This is a genomic window from Streptococcus sp. SCPM-O-B-15294 (M123), from assembly GCF_058200455.1.
Window position 1 is genome coordinate 88826 of record NZ_JBYQGU010000007.1, and the last position, 15364, is coordinate 104189.

Genomic DNA, 15364 nt, shown 5'->3' on the forward strand with positions numbered 1-15364 from the left:
TCATTAACCCCCAATGCCTTGGCCATTAATTTTAGAAAAATCAAGCTCCCAAATTGCAGAAACTTTTTCATCGTGTGCTTTTCCATATGCAAATTGTTTAGCAACAAATAGATCCATATCTTCAACCGCTAAAGTTTCTTGATAGCGCTGAATGTCGATACCACCGCCCACAAATGCGTCATATCGCCCTTGTACAAAGGAGGTTGCAAACCCTTTTTCTTGTGCAACTGATGGGATAATTTGTAAGCCTAAAGGAACTGCTTTTTTATAGTCTGCATTATCACTTAAGTTAGTTAGAGCTTTTTCAATCTCCCAAATTTCAGAAGAGTTAACCACTAAGACTACTTTGTTAGTCACATCAGAATATTTTTCCCCATTTTCTTTTTCAGAATGGAATTTAAAGATGTCTGCCACTTGATTAATGGTTGCTCTAGGACTTTCAAAAGTAATCTTACCAGTTTGTTTTTCCTTTTTAGGGTATGTGGTTACCCCGTCTTGGGCTTTTCCTGTAATCTTCTTAGTTAGTCCAATTGGTTTGTTATCTCCATCACCATTCAAGAAAGCTTCTTCAAGAGCTAAGGCAAAGGCTTCTGTTAATTGTGTACGAATATAGTTTTCGATCCATTCTGCGCCGTAATCTTTAAAATCCTTTGGAATTACAACGAAAGCGGTTAATTTATTTTGAATTTCTTGACGACTTCCGAAACTCGCTTTTAGTTGTCCCTTAATCTCGCCAAAGATTTTCCCCCATGTTGCAGATCCAGTATTTTCAGAACTAATAAATTTCAAACGTAAGCCCGCATTTTGTAAGCCGATTTTTTCAAGAAGTGGGTGTTCTTTTTTAATATCTTCAAAAATTCGATCGATTGTTTGTTCTGGCAACAGTTTTTCAATGCCTACTGGTAGTTCTTTATCAAGCTCATTGAAAAATGTAATTTCTTCTCCCGATAAGTGGGGTTTTCGAGTTGCGCTATAATCGTTATTAACGCCTTGACGTGCTTCTGAAATCATATGATCCTGTAATTTATCTAACATTTCTCCGTATAAAATTCCTTGTTCCTCTTGTGATGCGTTATTCTTAACTGCATTCATAAATTTTGCTTTAGCTTGTTCATAATCGTTTTTAGTTTGTCCGTTTAATTTCATTGTCATTTTATTTTATTCCTTTCAATTTTCAACTAAAAAACAACCGAAAGTAAGACAAAAACTGTTAGTGTTTTTTATGTCCTACCTCCGATTGTTTCGGTCAGTATTTAAATTTTAATTTTATTTTTTACTTCAACTAGTGTTACTACACCATCAGAAATTTTAATGTTTAATTCCCCAAATTTTGGGAGCTCTACTGTCTTAATTATACCATTTTTTAAGAAATACAACCACCCTTCTGTTAGTTTATCCATTATAACCCCTCCCATTCTTTATCGAAATCTAAATTTAGCCCTTTACGATATTCATCATAAAAGTTACAGATTTGATTTAGAATACTGCTTAAATCATTTACAGATACATATTTTAACAACAATCTAGTTAGACTACTGTCCTTTTCTACACATAGGAAGTCTACCTTTGCATTTACCCTAAAATGAGTACCCAGTAAATATCCTATAAGTGCCTCCGAGGCTATATGAGCTGTTTCTTCTGTTTTAAAATCAAATGTAAAATTAAATTCCTTTACATTGTATTTTAGTTTTATTTTCATTTTGCACCTCCTTTTTTTAATATTCGTAGTAGGATTTTTTTAAACTGGTAGGAAAGTGTTGGAAAATTTTCCTACCAAATTAAGCCCGTCAAATCAACGTTTTTCGCAAAAAGTAGGAAAGTAGGATTTTTTTTAGACAACTTAACAACTTATAACATATATAGCTATAACTTATTTAATAATAATAAGTTTATTAATAAATGTTGTATTTTCCTACCATTATTATCTTTCCCTTACTCTCCCAATGGGTTTCAATGGTAGGATTTTTATTTTTAGTTTCCTACCGCAATACTCATTTATTAGATAGAAGTCTACTCTCCCAACGGGTTCAGTGGTAGGATTTTTTGGGGCCTTTTTCCTACTTTTTTTCCAAAATTCCTACCATGGTAATTTATTATTTGAAAAAACCAGATGTTACAACCCTTCCGAATTTTACACTATTTTTATATCCCCAATCTTTTTTATTTTGCATTGCTAGCCTAATCTTGGCTTTTTGTTTTGGTGTGGGGCTATCGTTCAGATAGACTTCTTGAAAAAATAGGTTAACAGTTAAGCGATCACGTTCAACTAATTTCCCGTATTTTTCATCTAGTTTTTCTTCCTCACCATTTCCATTAAGCCAAATTCCATTAGTGAAAATTTCATGGATAAAATACTTTCTAACTTTATCATTAGGAGGGCTAAAATACATTCTTTCGGGATATGGAGTATTAAGATATCTTTCAAGATCTTCTAATTCTTCATCTATAGCTTTATATTTGGCCCGTATAGCGTTTACTAGGGCTTCTTGTTCATCTGATAGGGTAAGTCTTTATTATCTCTCCAAGCCTTAACCATTCCCCCCCAGAACCTCCTACGATCATTTTCAGTCCAGTTTCTACCTTTGTAGGAACTATCTTTAAAGACTTCTGCAACTAGAAAACGGCGTTCTCCAGTTAAATCATTTAGGAAGTCGGGCTGGTTCGTTGCCCGTACAATAACAAAGTTTTTCAGTAATCGCCTATCAGTACTACCATAAGGCGGTCGATATTCGATTTTTCTATCAGTTATGAACCTTTTTAATTCTTGGAAACTGGTTTTTTTAGTTGCCACCATTTCATCATCAAAAACGCACCAATTTCGCACCATTCGGGCTTTATCGTCTTTATCCGTGAAAGTTTCAACGGTTGTGAAGTATTGATCTGTAAACAAGCCTTCAAAAAATTGTGTTTTTCCTACCCCTTGTTTACCAGTCAAATCTAATACAAAATCAAACTTTACACTAGGATCAAACACTTTCGCAACTGCTCCACGGAAAAATAGATCAAATATTATCCGATTGTATTTACTATCTTCTACATTAAGATATTGACGTAAAATATTAAATGTTTCTGGTGGATCACCACAAGAATTATATTCCCTTTCACATTCTAGCAAGAATTTTTTCAAGGGGTTGTAACCTTGTGTACGGGCCACAACTTCCAAAGTGTCAGAAATATCGCTTTTTTTAAAATCCACTTTATATTTTTTTGCAATATATAGACGAATTTCTTTTAAAACACTATCATCTGCTACCCCAGTAAGCCCGTTATCACTATTAAGCTTTAATGAACCAACAATATCAATTTCATGTGTGAACTCATTGTATCTTAGATTTTCTTTTAGTCTACTATCGCCACTTATAATCTTACTCAAATTATCTAAACTAGAAGCCCAGCCTTTCCCTTTGGCCTTTTCAACTAAACCAAGACTATTATTTTCGGTTTCTGTTTCTCTTCTTTCCGTAAGGTTTGGAAAGTTCGGGGAAGCCCGTTCTTCTTGTATTGTCTTTTCTAATGCTTTTTTAACACTCATGTAGTAACCTCATAACGACTAATTAACTGTACAAAATCACGGGCAAGGTTTTTTCTTTTGACAATATTTGTAAAGATCTGAATGATAATATCTAATTCATATCCAGCCCCTACCATCATTTTAAGGAATGATGAAACTTCTGATCGATCATTAATTCCATAAGCCACAAATTCAAGCAATTGCCCACTAAATTCTAACCTATTCCCATTCCTAAGAGATCCGAGTTTATAGGTTTCATAGAGTTGTAAAAACTCTAATAATTCACCACTTAAATAACTGATTGGTAAATCACGGACTAAATGCCAGCCCCTATCTTCCAGTTCTTTAAAGCTTGTAACAATCTGGATCATCATTTTAGAACTTACTTGCTCTGTTAGATTTTCTCCAAGTGGTTCATAGTAAGGAAAAGCATACCAATCATTCTTTTTATAAACCTTTGTAGGGTTATTCCTCATAAAGTCAAAATCTGGTATTTTTTGTTTTTTAAGAAATATAATCACTTGCCTATACATCTTTTCACCTCCTCAAAATGCTCTATAATCTTCTTTTCGTTTTTCTTGTCAATTCCAGATGGCAATAACAAAAGATCCAACGGAGCATTATAAATCGCTTTATTAAATTCTATAGACGGTTCAAAATACTGTATTTCCATTTCTTCTACCTCACTGATAAGAATAAATAAATATCGCTTGGGCGGTAATAAACTTTTCTAGCTCTCTCCATAGGAGTTTGAAAACGTTGTAAACCCATCATTTCCCAGTTTCTTAGTGTTTCTCCTGAAACTCCTAGGGCCTCTTTTAATTCTTCTCTAGTAATAAGATCTAGTTTCCCTTTTCGTTCCATTTCTAAATTCACAAGGGTTTCTAAAGTCTCTTTTTGAGTTTGAAGCCATTCCAATTGAATTTCCTTTGAAAGTAATTCCATATCCTTACCCCTTTCAATTAAAACGCTTGCCAGCTAGCCAAACATAAGCCCCATAATCTGGATTTAATCCTTTTGAAACTTCTACCTTTTCTTTTTCTTCAACTAGTTTGATTGGACTTGGTCTATTCCATATTTTCCATACAATTTTAAATAGAATTACAAGTAAAATAATGGTTTTGTCAGTTGGTAAATTCCATTCATTCATTTTATTTCCCTCATTCTCTTTTTAACTTCTACACGTCTCTAAATCAGCTTTTTCCTGATCTTTAGGCGGTTTATAGCGGTTTTTCATGGATAGATATCCATTTATATCATCTTTCTATAATTATTGGCCTGTTCAGTATGTTCTAAAATAAGTTGGTTTATAGCTTGAATTACAGTATTTAATAAAGCTGATGAATTTTTACCGTCTTCCATACTAGCCATTTCTAAGACTAGTTGAATTTCACTCAACTGTGAACAAATCCTTTCATACTCAACCAAAACATCATTTGTTTTTACTGTCATATTGTTTTCTTGTTCCTTTCAATTGCCGTTTCCTATACTGAGTTAGCAACACTCCAAACGCTAGGCTATTGCCCCAAGTTGGCGAACGCTTGTAGTGGTGTTTCGTGGGAAATCACCCACATTTTTTCTAAACAAAGCCTTTAAATTGTCCTGTCAGCATGACTTTTCTTATCACTGTTTTCTTTTTTCACCTATCCGCTTGCCTGTTTAATAAGTGATTATTTATTTTAATTTTTTTTCATGTTCTATCTGATCTCCAAGTCTTTTATAAAAGACGTCAAAATCAGATCTTGTAATTTCTCCATGGTATAGTTGTGAAACTAGTGTCACTGCCCTACTTAGTAAGCGGGGATAATGGGAAAACTTCTTTCCTTTCATCTTGTGTACCTCTCTAATTTTTGATATACTAGGTACATAAAAAGTATTTAGAAAAGTATTCTTTCTAGGTACCTGTTTCTTTTAAGTCATATACTCAATTTTTGGCGAAGGCGAGTATTTGACTTTTTTTGTTGTCTTTTTTCAAAATCATGTATCCATTATGTATCCTTCCTATTCTTTCACATCTAGAAATTCATCAATAGTTACCCCTAGAAAACTTGAAACTTTTTTCAAAGTATCTAACGTTGGACTTTTTGCCCGTTCATAGTATAATGCCGTTAGTGTACTTTTTGATATTCCTGTAGCTTCTGCAACGTCAGAAGTTTTTTTCCGTTGCTTTGCTAATAATAAGCGCATGTTATTTCTCATGCTTTACCTCCTTTACATATCAACTCCAATAAAATGAAAGGTGTTCATCTTGAAAAGTTGTAATTTTTGTTCAACATCTGCTGACACGATTATTATATTGCACTTTTTGTTCAATGTCAATAGTTTTTTAAAAAAAAGTTGTAATTTTTTTTCACTATAAAACTAAAACGTGATATAATAATCTCGAAAGGTGTAACTTATAAATGAATAGACTCAAAGAACTTAGGCTTAATAAAGAAGAAAATGGAAAAGTTGGAGTTACTCAACAAGAGATAGCTGACAAAATAGGTGTAACAAAACGAACATACATATACTGGGAAAAGAATGAGAGACAGATCAAGCCAGAGAAAGCTCAACTTTTAGCAGATTATTTTAAAGTTGATGTGGGCTATTTGCTAGGTTATACTGATGAACCTAATAAACCCCTGTCCGACTTAGTTCACCAAAATCCAGAGCATTTTCCTAGTGATGAAGACGATTTCCAAGAAATTACACCCCAAGGACTAGTGGGGGCTTCTTTAGAAAATAATAATAGATATTTTTATATAGAAAACATAACTCATTTTGTAAAAGATAAAAAAACTACAAATAGTGAGTTAAGGTTGCTATCTGAACTGGTAGATACTTTTAAAAATAAAAAGTCGTAACGTTTCGACATTCTAAAAATGCAATTTACCCTATTTAAATTTCCCAACATTGGGAAATATCAAGCACTAGTTTAGTAAGTACAGTTTCAAGATCACTTTCGTTAAACTAAAAGCGACAACGTTGTCGTTTATCAAATTTCGTAACGTTTCGAAATGTTGCAACGTTGCAACATAAGATAAAATCGTTCAACGTTGAACGATTTCAAATTACTCAACGTTGGGTAATTTGAAATTATGGGACGTCCCATAATTTAGAAAGCCCAAGAAATGGCAAATACGACCACATGGTCGCATTTAATAAACTTGAAAAGTGACAACGTTGTCACATTTATTTAGTTTTCTTTTCTCACCTATCCGCTTGCCTGTTGATGGAAAGGAAAGGAAAGAAAAATGAATATCAAAACCGTAGTAAAAAAGAATGGCCAAACTGTCTACCGTGCTAGTGTTTATTTAGGTGTAGATCAGATGACGGGGAAAAAGTCCCGTACCACTATTACGGCTAATACTAAAACGGCAGTCAAAATCAAGGCTAGGGAAGCTATTAATACTTTTGCCAACAATGGATATTGTGCTAAAAATAAACCAACGATCACTACTTATAGAGAGTTAGTTGCTCTATGGTGGGAGAGTTATAAGAACACAATCAAACCAAACTCCCAACAATCTATGGAGGGTATTGTAAGGCTTCATATTTTGCCCGTTTTTGGCGATTATAAACTAAATAGCTTAACTACCCCTATTATTCAGCAACAAGTAAATAAATGGGCAGATAAAGCGAATAGAGGGGAGAAGGGGGCATACGCAAATTATAGTTTTCTAAACAATATTAACCGCCGTATACTTCAATATGGAGTTATTATGCAAGTGATCCAGCACAATCCAGCCCGTGATGTTATTATTCCGCGTAAGCAACAAGCAAAAGAACAAAAGATTAGATTTTTTAGCAATCAAGAATTAAAGAAATTTCTAGCCTATCTTGATAGTTTGGATCTAAATTTATATGAAAATCTTTTTGATTACGTTCTTTATAAAACTTTGCTGGCCAGTGGTTGCCGTATTGGGGAAGCTCTAGCCCTTGAATGGTCTGATATAAACCTCAAAACAGGTACGATCAGTATATCTAAGACTTTAAACAGATATCAAGAAACAAATACCCCTAAATCAAAAGCAGGCCTAAGAGATATTGAAATAGATCCAGCGACTATCTCACTTTTAAAGCAGTATAAAAAGCGCCAACAAGTAGAATGTTGGAAGCTGGGAAGGTCTGAAAATATTGTGTTCACACCTTTTACTACTAAATACGCTTACGCTTGCTTATTGAGAAAAAGACTACAGGGGCATTTTAAGAGTGCTGGGGTACCCGATATAAGTTTTCATGGTTTTCGTCATACCCATGCTACTATTATGCTTTACGCTGGAATAGAGGCTAAAGATCTGCAATATAGACTAGGCCACTCTAATATAACAATGACATTAAATACATACGTCCACGCTACAAAAGAAGGCGCAAAAAAAGCCGTCTCAATATTTGAAACGGCAATCAGCAATTTATAAATACAGTAAAATACAGGGTGAACCTGAAAAGGTACACCCTCTTACTATACAAAAATTAGTCATAGGTAACTAAAAGGGTAGTAAAAAGAAACAAAGCACTCTAGGGAAAATACCTAAAGTGCTTTGTTTAAAGGCTTTCCAGCCTATCATAGTTAAAAAGATATTACAACATTTTGTTGTAGAACTCAACGACAAGTGCTTCGTTGATTTCTGGGTTGATTTCATCGCGTTCTGGCAAGCGAGTCAATGAACCTTCCAATTTTTCAGCATCGAATGATACGAATGCTGGACGTCCAAGAGTTGCTTCAACAGCTTCAAGGATAGCTGGAACTTTAGCTGATTTTTCACGAACTGAGATCACTTGACCTGGAGTTACGCGGTATGAAGGGATATCAACGCGTTTTCCGTCAACAAGGATGTGACCGTGGTTAACGAATTGACGAGCTTGACGACGAGTAGTCGCAAGTCCAAGACGGTAAACAACGTTATCCAAACGACGTTCCAAAAGAAGCATGAAGTTGAAACCGACAGTTCCTTCTTTGATCTTAGTAGCTTGTACGAACAAGTTACGGAATTGTTTTTCACCAAGTCCGTAAGAGAAACGAAGTTTTTGTTTTTCAGCTAATTGCAAACCGTATTCTGACAATTTTGAACGGTTGTTTGGTCCGTGTTGACCTGGTACGTAGTTACGACGTGCCAATTCTTTACCTGTACCTGTAAGTGACAAGCCAAGACGGCGAGATTGTTTCCAAGATGGTCCTGTATAACGTGACATTTGAAATGTCCTCCTATAAAAATAATTTTTGTAGGAAATAACGTTTTAGACAAACCTGATTCGTTCAGAAAACCTTCGCCCAAACAGCAAAGGTTACTTTTCTAGCTGGCTTCCTGTTGACGAGCTTCATTTTGTCCTGCTGTCATTTCGCACAAATTCTATTATACCACCAATACCGGCCCTTGTAAAGTTGCTTTCTCATTTTTTTGATTTCTTTCTATAAATGAAAAGCAAAATGAGGTTTTCTAGCTAAGGACTTTCTAAATCACATATTTTGACTTTGATATACATGTATTCACTTCCCTATCCTATCTGTTTACAGGAATCTTTACACTTTTTTTACAACTTGTCAATCATGATTGTTTTAAAAACTTCCTAAGTTCCCCTATTTTAGTGATTTGAAGAATATAGATGAGACTTCTCTTCAAAAGATCCCCCTGTCTAATATTTACAGATTCGATTGTGAAATTGACATCTTTGTCAATAAATTTACACAACAAATGTTTATAATATGTTCAGAACATCAAAAAACCATCTCCAAGAAGAGACGGTTGGAAGTTATAGCTCACCCTAGCTAGATTAGTCTAAGTAATGAATCAAATTTTTCTCAGTTAAAATATCTGAGTAAGTATACGATTCAACATAGGTTGCTGCTGGTTCACCAGGTAAACTGTTTTCATTTGTGTACTCAATAATAAACAAAGAAGGATAGACTTCAATTAATCGACCAAACTTATTTTTTTGACGTTTACGACCATTTTCCAAGGTCATTTCCACAATTTGACCTTCATGAGCCTTGATTTCTTCTTTGATTTTTTTCATTTTTGCTACATCTGTAAATGCATCACTCATCCATTATTCCTCTACTCTCTTTGATATGCTGGAGAACTTATTATATTCTTTCTGGAAGATTAACTCCACTGTCCCACGTGCTCCCGAACGGTTCTTTTCAATAATGACTTCAACCTTGTTATTCGGCAAGCCTTCTTCTTCCTCACCTGCACGTTCATAATAGTCATCACGGTATAGAAAGGCAACAATATCTGCATCCTGCTCGATGGATCCTGATTCACGGATATCTGATAGAACCGGACGCTTATCTTGTCGTTGTTCAACTCCCCGAGATAGCTGACTAAGGGCAATTACGGGAACCTTTAATTCTTTCGCCAAAATTTTTAATTGACGAGAGATTTCTGAGACTTCCTGTTGCCGGTTTTCACGTCCTGTCCCTGTAATCAACTGTAAGTAGTCGATAAGGATCAAGCCAAGATTACCTGTTTCTTGTGCTAACTTTCTAGAACGAGACCGAATTTCTGTAATCCGAATACCAGGAGTATCATCTATATAAATGCTGGCATTGGCTAGATTTCCTTGGGCAATGGCATATTTCCGCCACTCATCATCTGTCAACTGACCGGTACGAATAGAATGAGACTCAATCAAGCCCTCTGCTGCCAACATCCGGTCCACCAAACTTTCAGCCCCCATTTCCAACGAGAAAATAGCAACTGTTTTATCCAACTTGGTTCCGATATTCTGGGCAATGTTTAGAGCAAAGGCAGTCTTACCGACCGCTGGACGAGCTGCAAGAATAATCAACTCTTCTTCATGAAGACCTGTTGTCATATGATCAAGATCTCGATAACCTGTTGCAATCCCCGTAATATCCGTTGTCTGCAATGATCGAGTTTCAAGACTTCCAAAGTTGATATTTAGGATATCCTTGATATTCTTGAAACCACTTCGATTGGCATTTTCACTGACATCAATCAGAGCTTTTTCTGCACCTGCAATAATCTCATCCGACGGACTCGCTCCATCATAGGCTTGATTAATGCTCTCCGTTAAACGGGCAATCAAGCGTCTTAGAACCGCTTTTTCGGAAACAATCTTTGCGTAATATTCCGCATTGGCTGAGGTCGGAACAGAGTTGATAACTTCAGCTAGATAAGAGAGGCCACCGATATTTTGCAAGTCCCCTTGGCTATCTAAAATATTGCGAACGGTCGTCGCATCAATAGCATCTCCCCTATCTGCAAGGTCAATCATCGCCTTAAAAATTAACCGATGGGCATATTTAAAGAAATCTGCTGGCTCAATAAACTCACGAACAAAAACCAGTTTTCCCTCATCAATAAAGATGGCTCCTAAGACAGATTGCTCTGCTTGGATATCTTGAGGCTGGGTTCTTAATTCTTCTATCTCAGCCATAGTCATTCCTTTCTAACGATTTACTTAACCTTCGTTTACCCGAATTTGGATAATACCTGTAATATCCTGATAAATTTTAACAGGCACATCAATCAAGCCGACAGAGCGAATTGGAGAAGCCACTTGAATGTGACGCTTGTCGATTTTGATTCCAAATTGTTTTTGTAGTTCTTCTGCAATTTTTTTATTGGTAATCGAACCGAATGTACGTCCATCAGGACCAATTTTTTCTGTAAATTGGACAACGGTCGTTTCTTCTGCTAATTTCGCTTGAATGTTTTTCGCTTCTGCGACTAATTCCGCATGGGCTTTTTCTTCAGATTTTTGCTTACCACGAAGCTCCCCAATCGCTTGGGCGTTAGCTTCTTTGGCTAAATTCTTTTTGATCAAAAAGTTTTGAGCATAACCTGTTGGGACTTCTTTAATTTCCCCTTTTTTTCCTTTTCCTTTTACATCTGCTAAAAAGATAACTTTCATTCTTCTTCCTCCTTATCCTTTTGGACCTCTTCTTGAATACAGTCAATCAATTGGGTACGAACTTGATCGATGGTTACATCTTCCAATTGAGAAGCCGCCGAATTAAAGTGGCCTCCGCCTCCCATTTGCTCCATAATTTTTTGCACGTTGACTTTGCTTCTGCTTCGAGCTGAAATGGAAATGCTTCCTTGTTCATTCAGAGCAATGACAAAGGTCGCCTCAATTTTAGACATGGCCAACATACTATCGGCTGCTTTACTAATGGTAACCGTTCCATAAGGAACATCTGCTGCGCCTGTTGCCACAATAATATGTGGGAAAACTAATTGACCATTTAGGATCAATTCATTAACTTCGCGGTACTCATCGAAGTTAATAGCTGAAATTTCCTGAATGAGGACACTATCACTACCTCGGCTTCGTAAATAACTAGCTACATCAAATGTACGGCTCGTTACGCGAACAGAGAAACTCTTGGTATCCAACATAATTCCAGCCATCAAAACACTGGCTTGAATCTTATTCAAGCGGTTCTTCTTAGAATTCTGGAACTGAAGCAATTCCGTAACCAACTCACTGGCACTACTTGCGCCACTTTCAATATAAGTGATCATGGCATTTTCAGGGAAATCTTCATCCCGTCTATGGTGGTCAATGACAATGACTTGGTGAAACTTCTCATACAAATCATTTGAAAGCGTGAGAGCTGTCTTCGAATGGTCTACCATAATCAAAAGGGATTGATCGGTTACCATCCGTAGAGCATCTGAAACCGTTACTAGTTTAGTCGCTCCATCTGATTGAATTTTTTCAACCGCTCGTTTGATATCCTGAGCCATAGACCTATCATCATAAACAGCATAAGAGCGTTCGTTGATATTGTTTGCAAATAATTGCATCCCAATCGATGCCCCCAAAGCATCCATGTCTAATTTTTTGTGGCCAACAACAAATACCTGATCAACCGATTTAAATTTTTCAGAAATAGCTGTCATCATCGCACGAGTACGTGTACGGGTGCGCTTGATAGAAGAAGCTGTCCCCCCTCCAAAGAAAATAGGATCCTTACCTTCTTCTTTTTCTTTTACAACCGCTTGGTCACCCCCTCGAACCTCAGCTAAGTTTAGATTCGATAAAGCAACTCTACCAATTTCATCATGATTGCCATCTCCGTATGAGAATCCCATACTTACCGTAATGGGTAATTCACGATTTTTCGCTTCCTCACGGAATTGGTCAATAATAGAAAATTTGGATTCGATTAATTGTTCAAGAACGGTATAGTCGGTAAAAAGATAAAAGCGATCCATCCCGACTCTTCGGTAAAACATATGGTATTTTTCCGAAAATTCTTCAACAAAGTTTGCAATAAAACCATTGATACTACTGATATCTGAATCAGACACAACATCTTCTAAATCATCATAGTTGTCTACGGACATAATCCCGATGACCGGCCTAGTCGTTACAAGACCGACGTTGGCCTCATACTCACTAGACGCATCAAAAAAATAAACGACACTGGCCTGGGAATCTAGATAAACAGAATATTTCTTATCTCCAATGGTTGCATAATGGCCTTTCCCTTCAAAAGGAATCGCCAACACTTGTTGCAGGTATTCCACATCGAATTGCCCATCCTCAGTAGAGAAAATCAACTCCGCATAAGGATTGAACCACTCAACTTCATTGGTTTCACCGTTTACCTTGATTACACCAACTGGCATTTTATCCAGTAGCGAGGCCAACCCATTTTCAGCCTGATGATTGACATATTGAATTTGTTCTAGCTCATCCAATTCTACTTGCTTTAATTGATGAAGAAAGAGATAGATGACACCGGAAAGAATCAACAGAATCACAAATAAATTTGCAATTGTACCACCCAATAATCTGGAACTAATGGCTAATACAATAAATGCTAACAAACCTACCATACAATAATGGATAGGCGTCATACGAAATTTTTTCATCATAAACCTCTGTTGGGTCATTATACCATAAAACATAAGAAAAAGCGAGGCCCGTCAAGCCTTTCCACCAAAGAAAAAGCTGACAGCGATCAAGGTCCGGTCGCTCATTTGTCAAACGGTGTAAAGCATATTTACACTATTGTAAATATACAGTAAAACGAGAAAAGAAGTAGCTATTTGGCTACTTCTTCCACATATTTACATCCTAATAAGTTAGGATTCTTTTTCTTGATTCTTAGAAATACTCCGACTCTTGCCTTCAAGATACACCATCAAGATAGAAATGTCAGCTGGGTTGACACCTGAAATCCGGCTAGCTTGACCAATCGTTTCTGGATTAATCAATTTGAATTTTTGACGAGCTTCTGTTGCGATGGAGTCAATGTCGTCCCAATCAATATTGGCTGGAATTCGTTTTTCTTCCATTCGCTTCATTTTTTCAACCTGATCTAAAGCTTTCGAGATATAACCCTCGTACTTAATTTCAGTTTCGATCAGCTCGATAATCTTATCATCTAGTTCTTCAGCTGCTGGTCCGATAAAGTTAACAACATCTTGATAAGATACTTCTGGTCGTCTCAAGAATTCTTTGGCTGTGACAGCATCTGTCAATGGTTTAAAACCTAGCGCTGCCACCTTTTCGTTCGTTTCCTTTACAGGTTTTAGCTTGATACTGTCAAGGCGCTTCATTTCATTTTCAAACTGATACTTCTTGGTTTCAAAACGTGCCCAACGTTCGTCATCCACTAGACCAACCTCGCGACCGATTTCTGTTAAGCGCATATCTGCATTATCATGACGAAGAATCAAACGATATTCAGCACGACTAGTCAGAAGACGATAGGGCTCAACTGTCCCTTTAGTCACCAAGTCATCAATCATGACTCCGATATAGCCATCACTTCGTTTCAAGATGAGCTCTGGTTTTCCTTGAATTTTTAGCGCAGCATTAATCCCTGCCACAATCCCTTGGCCAGCAGCTTCCTCATAGCCAGATGTTCCATTAGTTTGGCCTGCTGTAAAGAGACCTGAGATTTTCTTGGTTTCTAAAGTTGCCCGCAACTGATGTGGAAGAACCATATCATACTCAATCGCATAACCCGTTCTCATCATTTCAGCATTTTCCAATCCCTTGATTGAATGAACCAGTTCTCTTTGCACATCCTCTGGTAAACTGGTTGACAGGCCTTGGACATAGACTTCTTCTGTATTGCGTCCTTCTGGTTCCAGGAATAGCTGGTGGCGTTCCTTATCCGCAAAGCGAACAATCTTATCTTCAATAGATGGACAATAGCGAGGTCCAACTCCCTTTACAACACCTGTAAACATTGGAGCTCGGTGTAAATTGCTGTTGATGATTTCGTGGCTTTGACTATTGGTATAGGTTAACCAACAAGGGATTTGATCCTTTAAATAATCCTCGTCACGCGAATTGTAAGAAAAGTGATTTGGATTCTCATCACCTGGTTGAATTTCCGTTTCTTCATAATTGATTGACGATGCCTTTACACGCGGTGGCGTACCCGTTTTGAACCGTCCAATTTCTAGTCCTAGATTTTTGAGATTGTCAGCCAAATTGATAGAAGCAAGGCTATGGTTAGGGCCTGATGAATACTTGAGATCCCCAATGATGATTTCTCCACGTAAAGCTGTTCCAGTCGTGACAATAACAGCCTTGGCCCCATATTCTTGGTGGGTCGCTGTTCGAACACCAATAACCTTCCCATCTTCTACCAAAATTTCATCAATCATGGTTTGGCGAAGGGTCAAGTTTTCTTGATTCTCAACGGTCTTGCGCATTTCCTTAGAATAGAGCTCTTTATCTGCTTGAGCACGAAGCGCACGAACTGCTGGGCCCTTTCCTGTATTCAACATTTTCATCTGAATATAGGATTTGTCAATATTCTTGGCCATCTCTCCACCGAGAGCATCTACCTCACGGACCACAATCCCTTTTGCAGAACCACCAATCGAAGGATTACATGGCAAAAACGCCAACATTTCGATATTGATGGTT

18 protein-coding genes are annotated in these 15364 nt (G+C 36.8%); 2 read left to right on the plus strand and 16 right to left on the minus strand.

Features of this window, described 5'->3' with window-relative positions; genetic code table 11:
• Positions 1-3: 3 nt before the first annotated feature.
• From AC3E8G_RS06215 to AC3E8G_RS06260, 10 genes are all read right to left on the minus strand, one after another.
• Complete coding sequence (locus tag AC3E8G_RS06215; protein WP_254729493.1) at positions 4-1152, minus strand: phage major capsid protein; 1149 nt, start codon at positions 1150-1152, stop codon at positions 4-6.
• A 101-nt stretch (positions 1153-1253) separates the two neighbouring features.
• Positions 1254-1400 (minus strand): DUF2292 domain-containing protein, encoded by a 147-nt coding sequence (locus tag AC3E8G_RS06220; RefSeq protein ID WP_152903620.1) that lies wholly within the window; start codon positions 1398-1400, stop codon positions 1254-1256.
• Positions 1400-1699, minus strand: coding sequence for a hypothetical protein (locus AC3E8G_RS06225; protein ID WP_490677276.1), 300 nt, complete (start codon positions 1697-1699; stop codon positions 1400-1402). The genes AC3E8G_RS06220 and AC3E8G_RS06225 overlap by 1 nt, the downstream gene beginning before the upstream one ends.
• 394 nt (positions 1700-2093) lie before the next feature.
• Positions 2094-2390, minus strand: coding sequence for a hypothetical protein (locus AC3E8G_RS06230; protein ID WP_490677277.1), 297 nt, complete (start codon positions 2388-2390; stop codon positions 2094-2096).
• A gap of 86 nt (positions 2391-2476) precedes the next feature.
• A complete protein-coding gene (locus tag AC3E8G_RS06235) occupies positions 2477-3532 on the minus strand; it encodes a VapE domain-containing protein (RefSeq protein WP_490677278.1) in 1056 nt (351 codons plus the stop codon).
• Positions 3529-4044, minus strand: coding sequence for a hypothetical protein (locus AC3E8G_RS06240; protein ID WP_490677279.1), 516 nt, complete (start codon positions 4042-4044; stop codon positions 3529-3531). The genes AC3E8G_RS06235 and AC3E8G_RS06240 overlap by 4 nt, the downstream gene beginning before the upstream one ends.
• 145 nt (positions 4045-4189) lie before the next feature.
• A complete protein-coding gene (locus AC3E8G_RS06245) occupies positions 4190-4456 on the minus strand; it encodes a MerR family transcriptional regulator (protein ID WP_023919956.1) in 267 nt (88 codons plus the stop codon).
• A gap of 13 nt (positions 4457-4469) precedes the next feature.
• Positions 4470-4661 carry a hypothetical protein gene (locus tag AC3E8G_RS06250; protein ID WP_070449594.1) on the minus strand — a complete coding sequence of 64 codons (192 nt, stop codon included), beginning with the start codon at positions 4659-4661 and terminating at the stop codon, positions 4470-4472.
• A gap of 101 nt (positions 4662-4762) precedes the next feature.
• Positions 4763-4963, minus strand: coding sequence for a hypothetical protein (locus AC3E8G_RS06255; protein WP_023919961.1), 201 nt, complete (start codon positions 4961-4963; stop codon positions 4763-4765).
• Positions 4964-5512: 549 nt separating this feature from the next.
• Positions 5513-5710: a helix-turn-helix domain-containing protein gene (locus AC3E8G_RS06260; RefSeq protein ID WP_070449596.1), complete on the minus strand. Its 198-nt coding sequence runs from the start codon at positions 5708-5710 to the stop codon at positions 5513-5515.
• Positions 5711-5913: 203 nt separating this feature from the next.
• Here AC3E8G_RS06260 and AC3E8G_RS06265 point away from each other — a divergent pair, with 203 nt between their 5' ends.
• Together AC3E8G_RS06265 and AC3E8G_RS06270 are read left to right on the plus strand one after the other, a co-directional pair.
• Positions 5914-6357: a helix-turn-helix domain-containing protein gene (locus AC3E8G_RS06265; protein ID WP_490677280.1), complete on the plus strand. Its 444-nt coding sequence runs from the start codon at positions 5914-5916 to the stop codon at positions 6355-6357.
• A 390-nt stretch (positions 6358-6747) separates the two neighbouring features.
• Positions 6748-7911 (plus strand): tyrosine-type recombinase/integrase, encoded by a 1164-nt coding sequence (locus tag AC3E8G_RS06270; RefSeq protein WP_490677281.1) that lies wholly within the window; start codon positions 6748-6750, stop codon positions 7909-7911.
• A 163-nt stretch (positions 7912-8074) separates the two neighbouring features.
• Here the strand turns inward: AC3E8G_RS06270 and rpsD are convergent, their stop codons facing one another.
• The 6 genes from rpsD to mnmG form a co-directional block, all read right to left on the minus strand.
• On the minus strand, positions 8075-8686 hold the full coding sequence (gene rpsD, locus AC3E8G_RS06275) for a 30S ribosomal protein S4 (RefSeq protein ID WP_003009175.1): 612 nt from the start codon (positions 8684-8686) through the stop codon (positions 8075-8077).
• 579 nt (positions 8687-9265) lie between these two features.
• Positions 9266-9538 (minus strand): Veg family protein, encoded by a 273-nt coding sequence (locus AC3E8G_RS06280; RefSeq protein WP_048715069.1) that lies wholly within the window; start codon positions 9536-9538, stop codon positions 9266-9268.
• Positions 9539-9541: 3 nt separating this feature from the next.
• A complete protein-coding gene (gene dnaB / locus AC3E8G_RS06285) occupies positions 9542-10897 on the minus strand; it encodes a replicative DNA helicase (RefSeq protein WP_061564521.1) in 1356 nt (451 codons plus the stop codon).
• Between the two features lie 24 nt (positions 10898-10921).
• Entirely contained in the window at positions 10922-11374 is a 453-nt protein-coding gene (gene rplI, locus AC3E8G_RS06290; protein WP_048715073.1) for a 50S ribosomal protein L9, read from the minus strand.
• Positions 11371-13347 carry a GGDEF domain-containing protein gene (locus AC3E8G_RS06295; protein ID WP_490677282.1) on the minus strand — a complete coding sequence of 659 codons (1977 nt, stop codon included), beginning with the start codon at positions 13345-13347 and terminating at the stop codon, positions 11371-11373. Before AC3E8G_RS06295 ends, rplI begins: the two co-directional genes overlap by 4 nt.
• Before the next feature lie 213 nt (positions 13348-13560).
• The coding region (mnmG, locus tag AC3E8G_RS06300) for a tRNA uridine-5-carboxymethylaminomethyl(34) synthesis enzyme MnmG (RefSeq protein WP_490677283.1) at positions 13561-15364 on the minus strand (1804 nt) is incomplete at its 5' end.

Excerpts from the sequence above, each read along its gene's own strand:
- AC3E8G_RS06215 (WP_254729493.1), bottom strand. The coding sequence starts at position 1,152 with ATGACAATGAAATTAAACGGACAAACTAAAAACGATTATGAACAAGCT.
- AC3E8G_RS06220 (WP_152903620.1), bottom strand. The coding sequence starts at position 1,400 with ATGGATAAACTAACAGAAGGGTGGTTGTATTTCTTAAAAAATGGTATA.
- AC3E8G_RS06225 (WP_490677276.1), bottom strand. The coding sequence starts at position 1,699 with ATGAAAATAAAACTAAAATACAATGTAAAGGAATTTAATTTTACATTT.
- AC3E8G_RS06230 (WP_490677277.1), bottom strand. The coding sequence starts at position 2,390 with ATGTATTTTAGCCCTCCTAATGATAAAGTTAGAAAGTATTTTATCCAT.
- AC3E8G_RS06235 (WP_490677278.1), bottom strand. The coding sequence starts at position 3,532 with ATGAGTGTTAAAAAAGCATTAGAAAAGACAATACAAGAAGAACGGGCT.
- AC3E8G_RS06240 (WP_490677279.1), bottom strand. The coding sequence starts at position 4,044 with ATGTATAGGCAAGTGATTATATTTCTTAAAAAACAAAAAATACCAGAT.
- AC3E8G_RS06245 (WP_023919956.1), bottom strand. The coding sequence starts at position 4,456 with ATGGAATTACTTTCAAAGGAAATTCAATTGGAATGGCTTCAAACTCAA.
- AC3E8G_RS06250 (WP_070449594.1), bottom strand. The coding sequence starts at position 4,661 with ATGAATGAATGGAATTTACCAACTGACAAAACCATTATTTTACTTGTA.
- AC3E8G_RS06255 (WP_023919961.1), bottom strand. The coding sequence starts at position 4,963 with ATGACAGTAAAAACAAATGATGTTTTGGTTGAGTATGAAAGGATTTGT.
- AC3E8G_RS06260 (WP_070449596.1), bottom strand. The coding sequence starts at position 5,710 with ATGAGAAATAACATGCGCTTATTATTAGCAAAGCAACGGAAAAAAACT.
- AC3E8G_RS06265 (WP_490677280.1), top strand. The coding sequence starts at position 5,914 with ATGAATAGACTCAAAGAACTTAGGCTTAATAAAGAAGAAAATGGAAAA.
- AC3E8G_RS06270 (WP_490677281.1), top strand. The coding sequence starts at position 6,748 with ATGAATATCAAAACCGTAGTAAAAAAGAATGGCCAAACTGTCTACCGT.
- rpsD (WP_003009175.1), bottom strand. The coding sequence starts at position 8,686 with ATGTCACGTTATACAGGACCATCTTGGAAACAATCTCGCCGTCTTGGC.
- AC3E8G_RS06280 (WP_048715069.1), bottom strand. The coding sequence starts at position 9,538 with ATGAGTGATGCATTTACAGATGTAGCAAAAATGAAAAAAATCAAAGAA.
- dnaB (WP_061564521.1), bottom strand. The coding sequence starts at position 10,897 with ATGGCTGAGATAGAAGAATTAAGAACCCAGCCTCAAGATATCCAAGCA.
- rplI (WP_048715073.1), bottom strand. The coding sequence starts at position 11,374 with ATGAAAGTTATCTTTTTAGCAGATGTAAAAGGAAAAGGAAAAAAAGGG.
- AC3E8G_RS06295 (WP_490677282.1), bottom strand. The coding sequence starts at position 13,347 with ATGAAAAAATTTCGTATGACGCCTATCCATTATTGTATGGTAGGTTTG.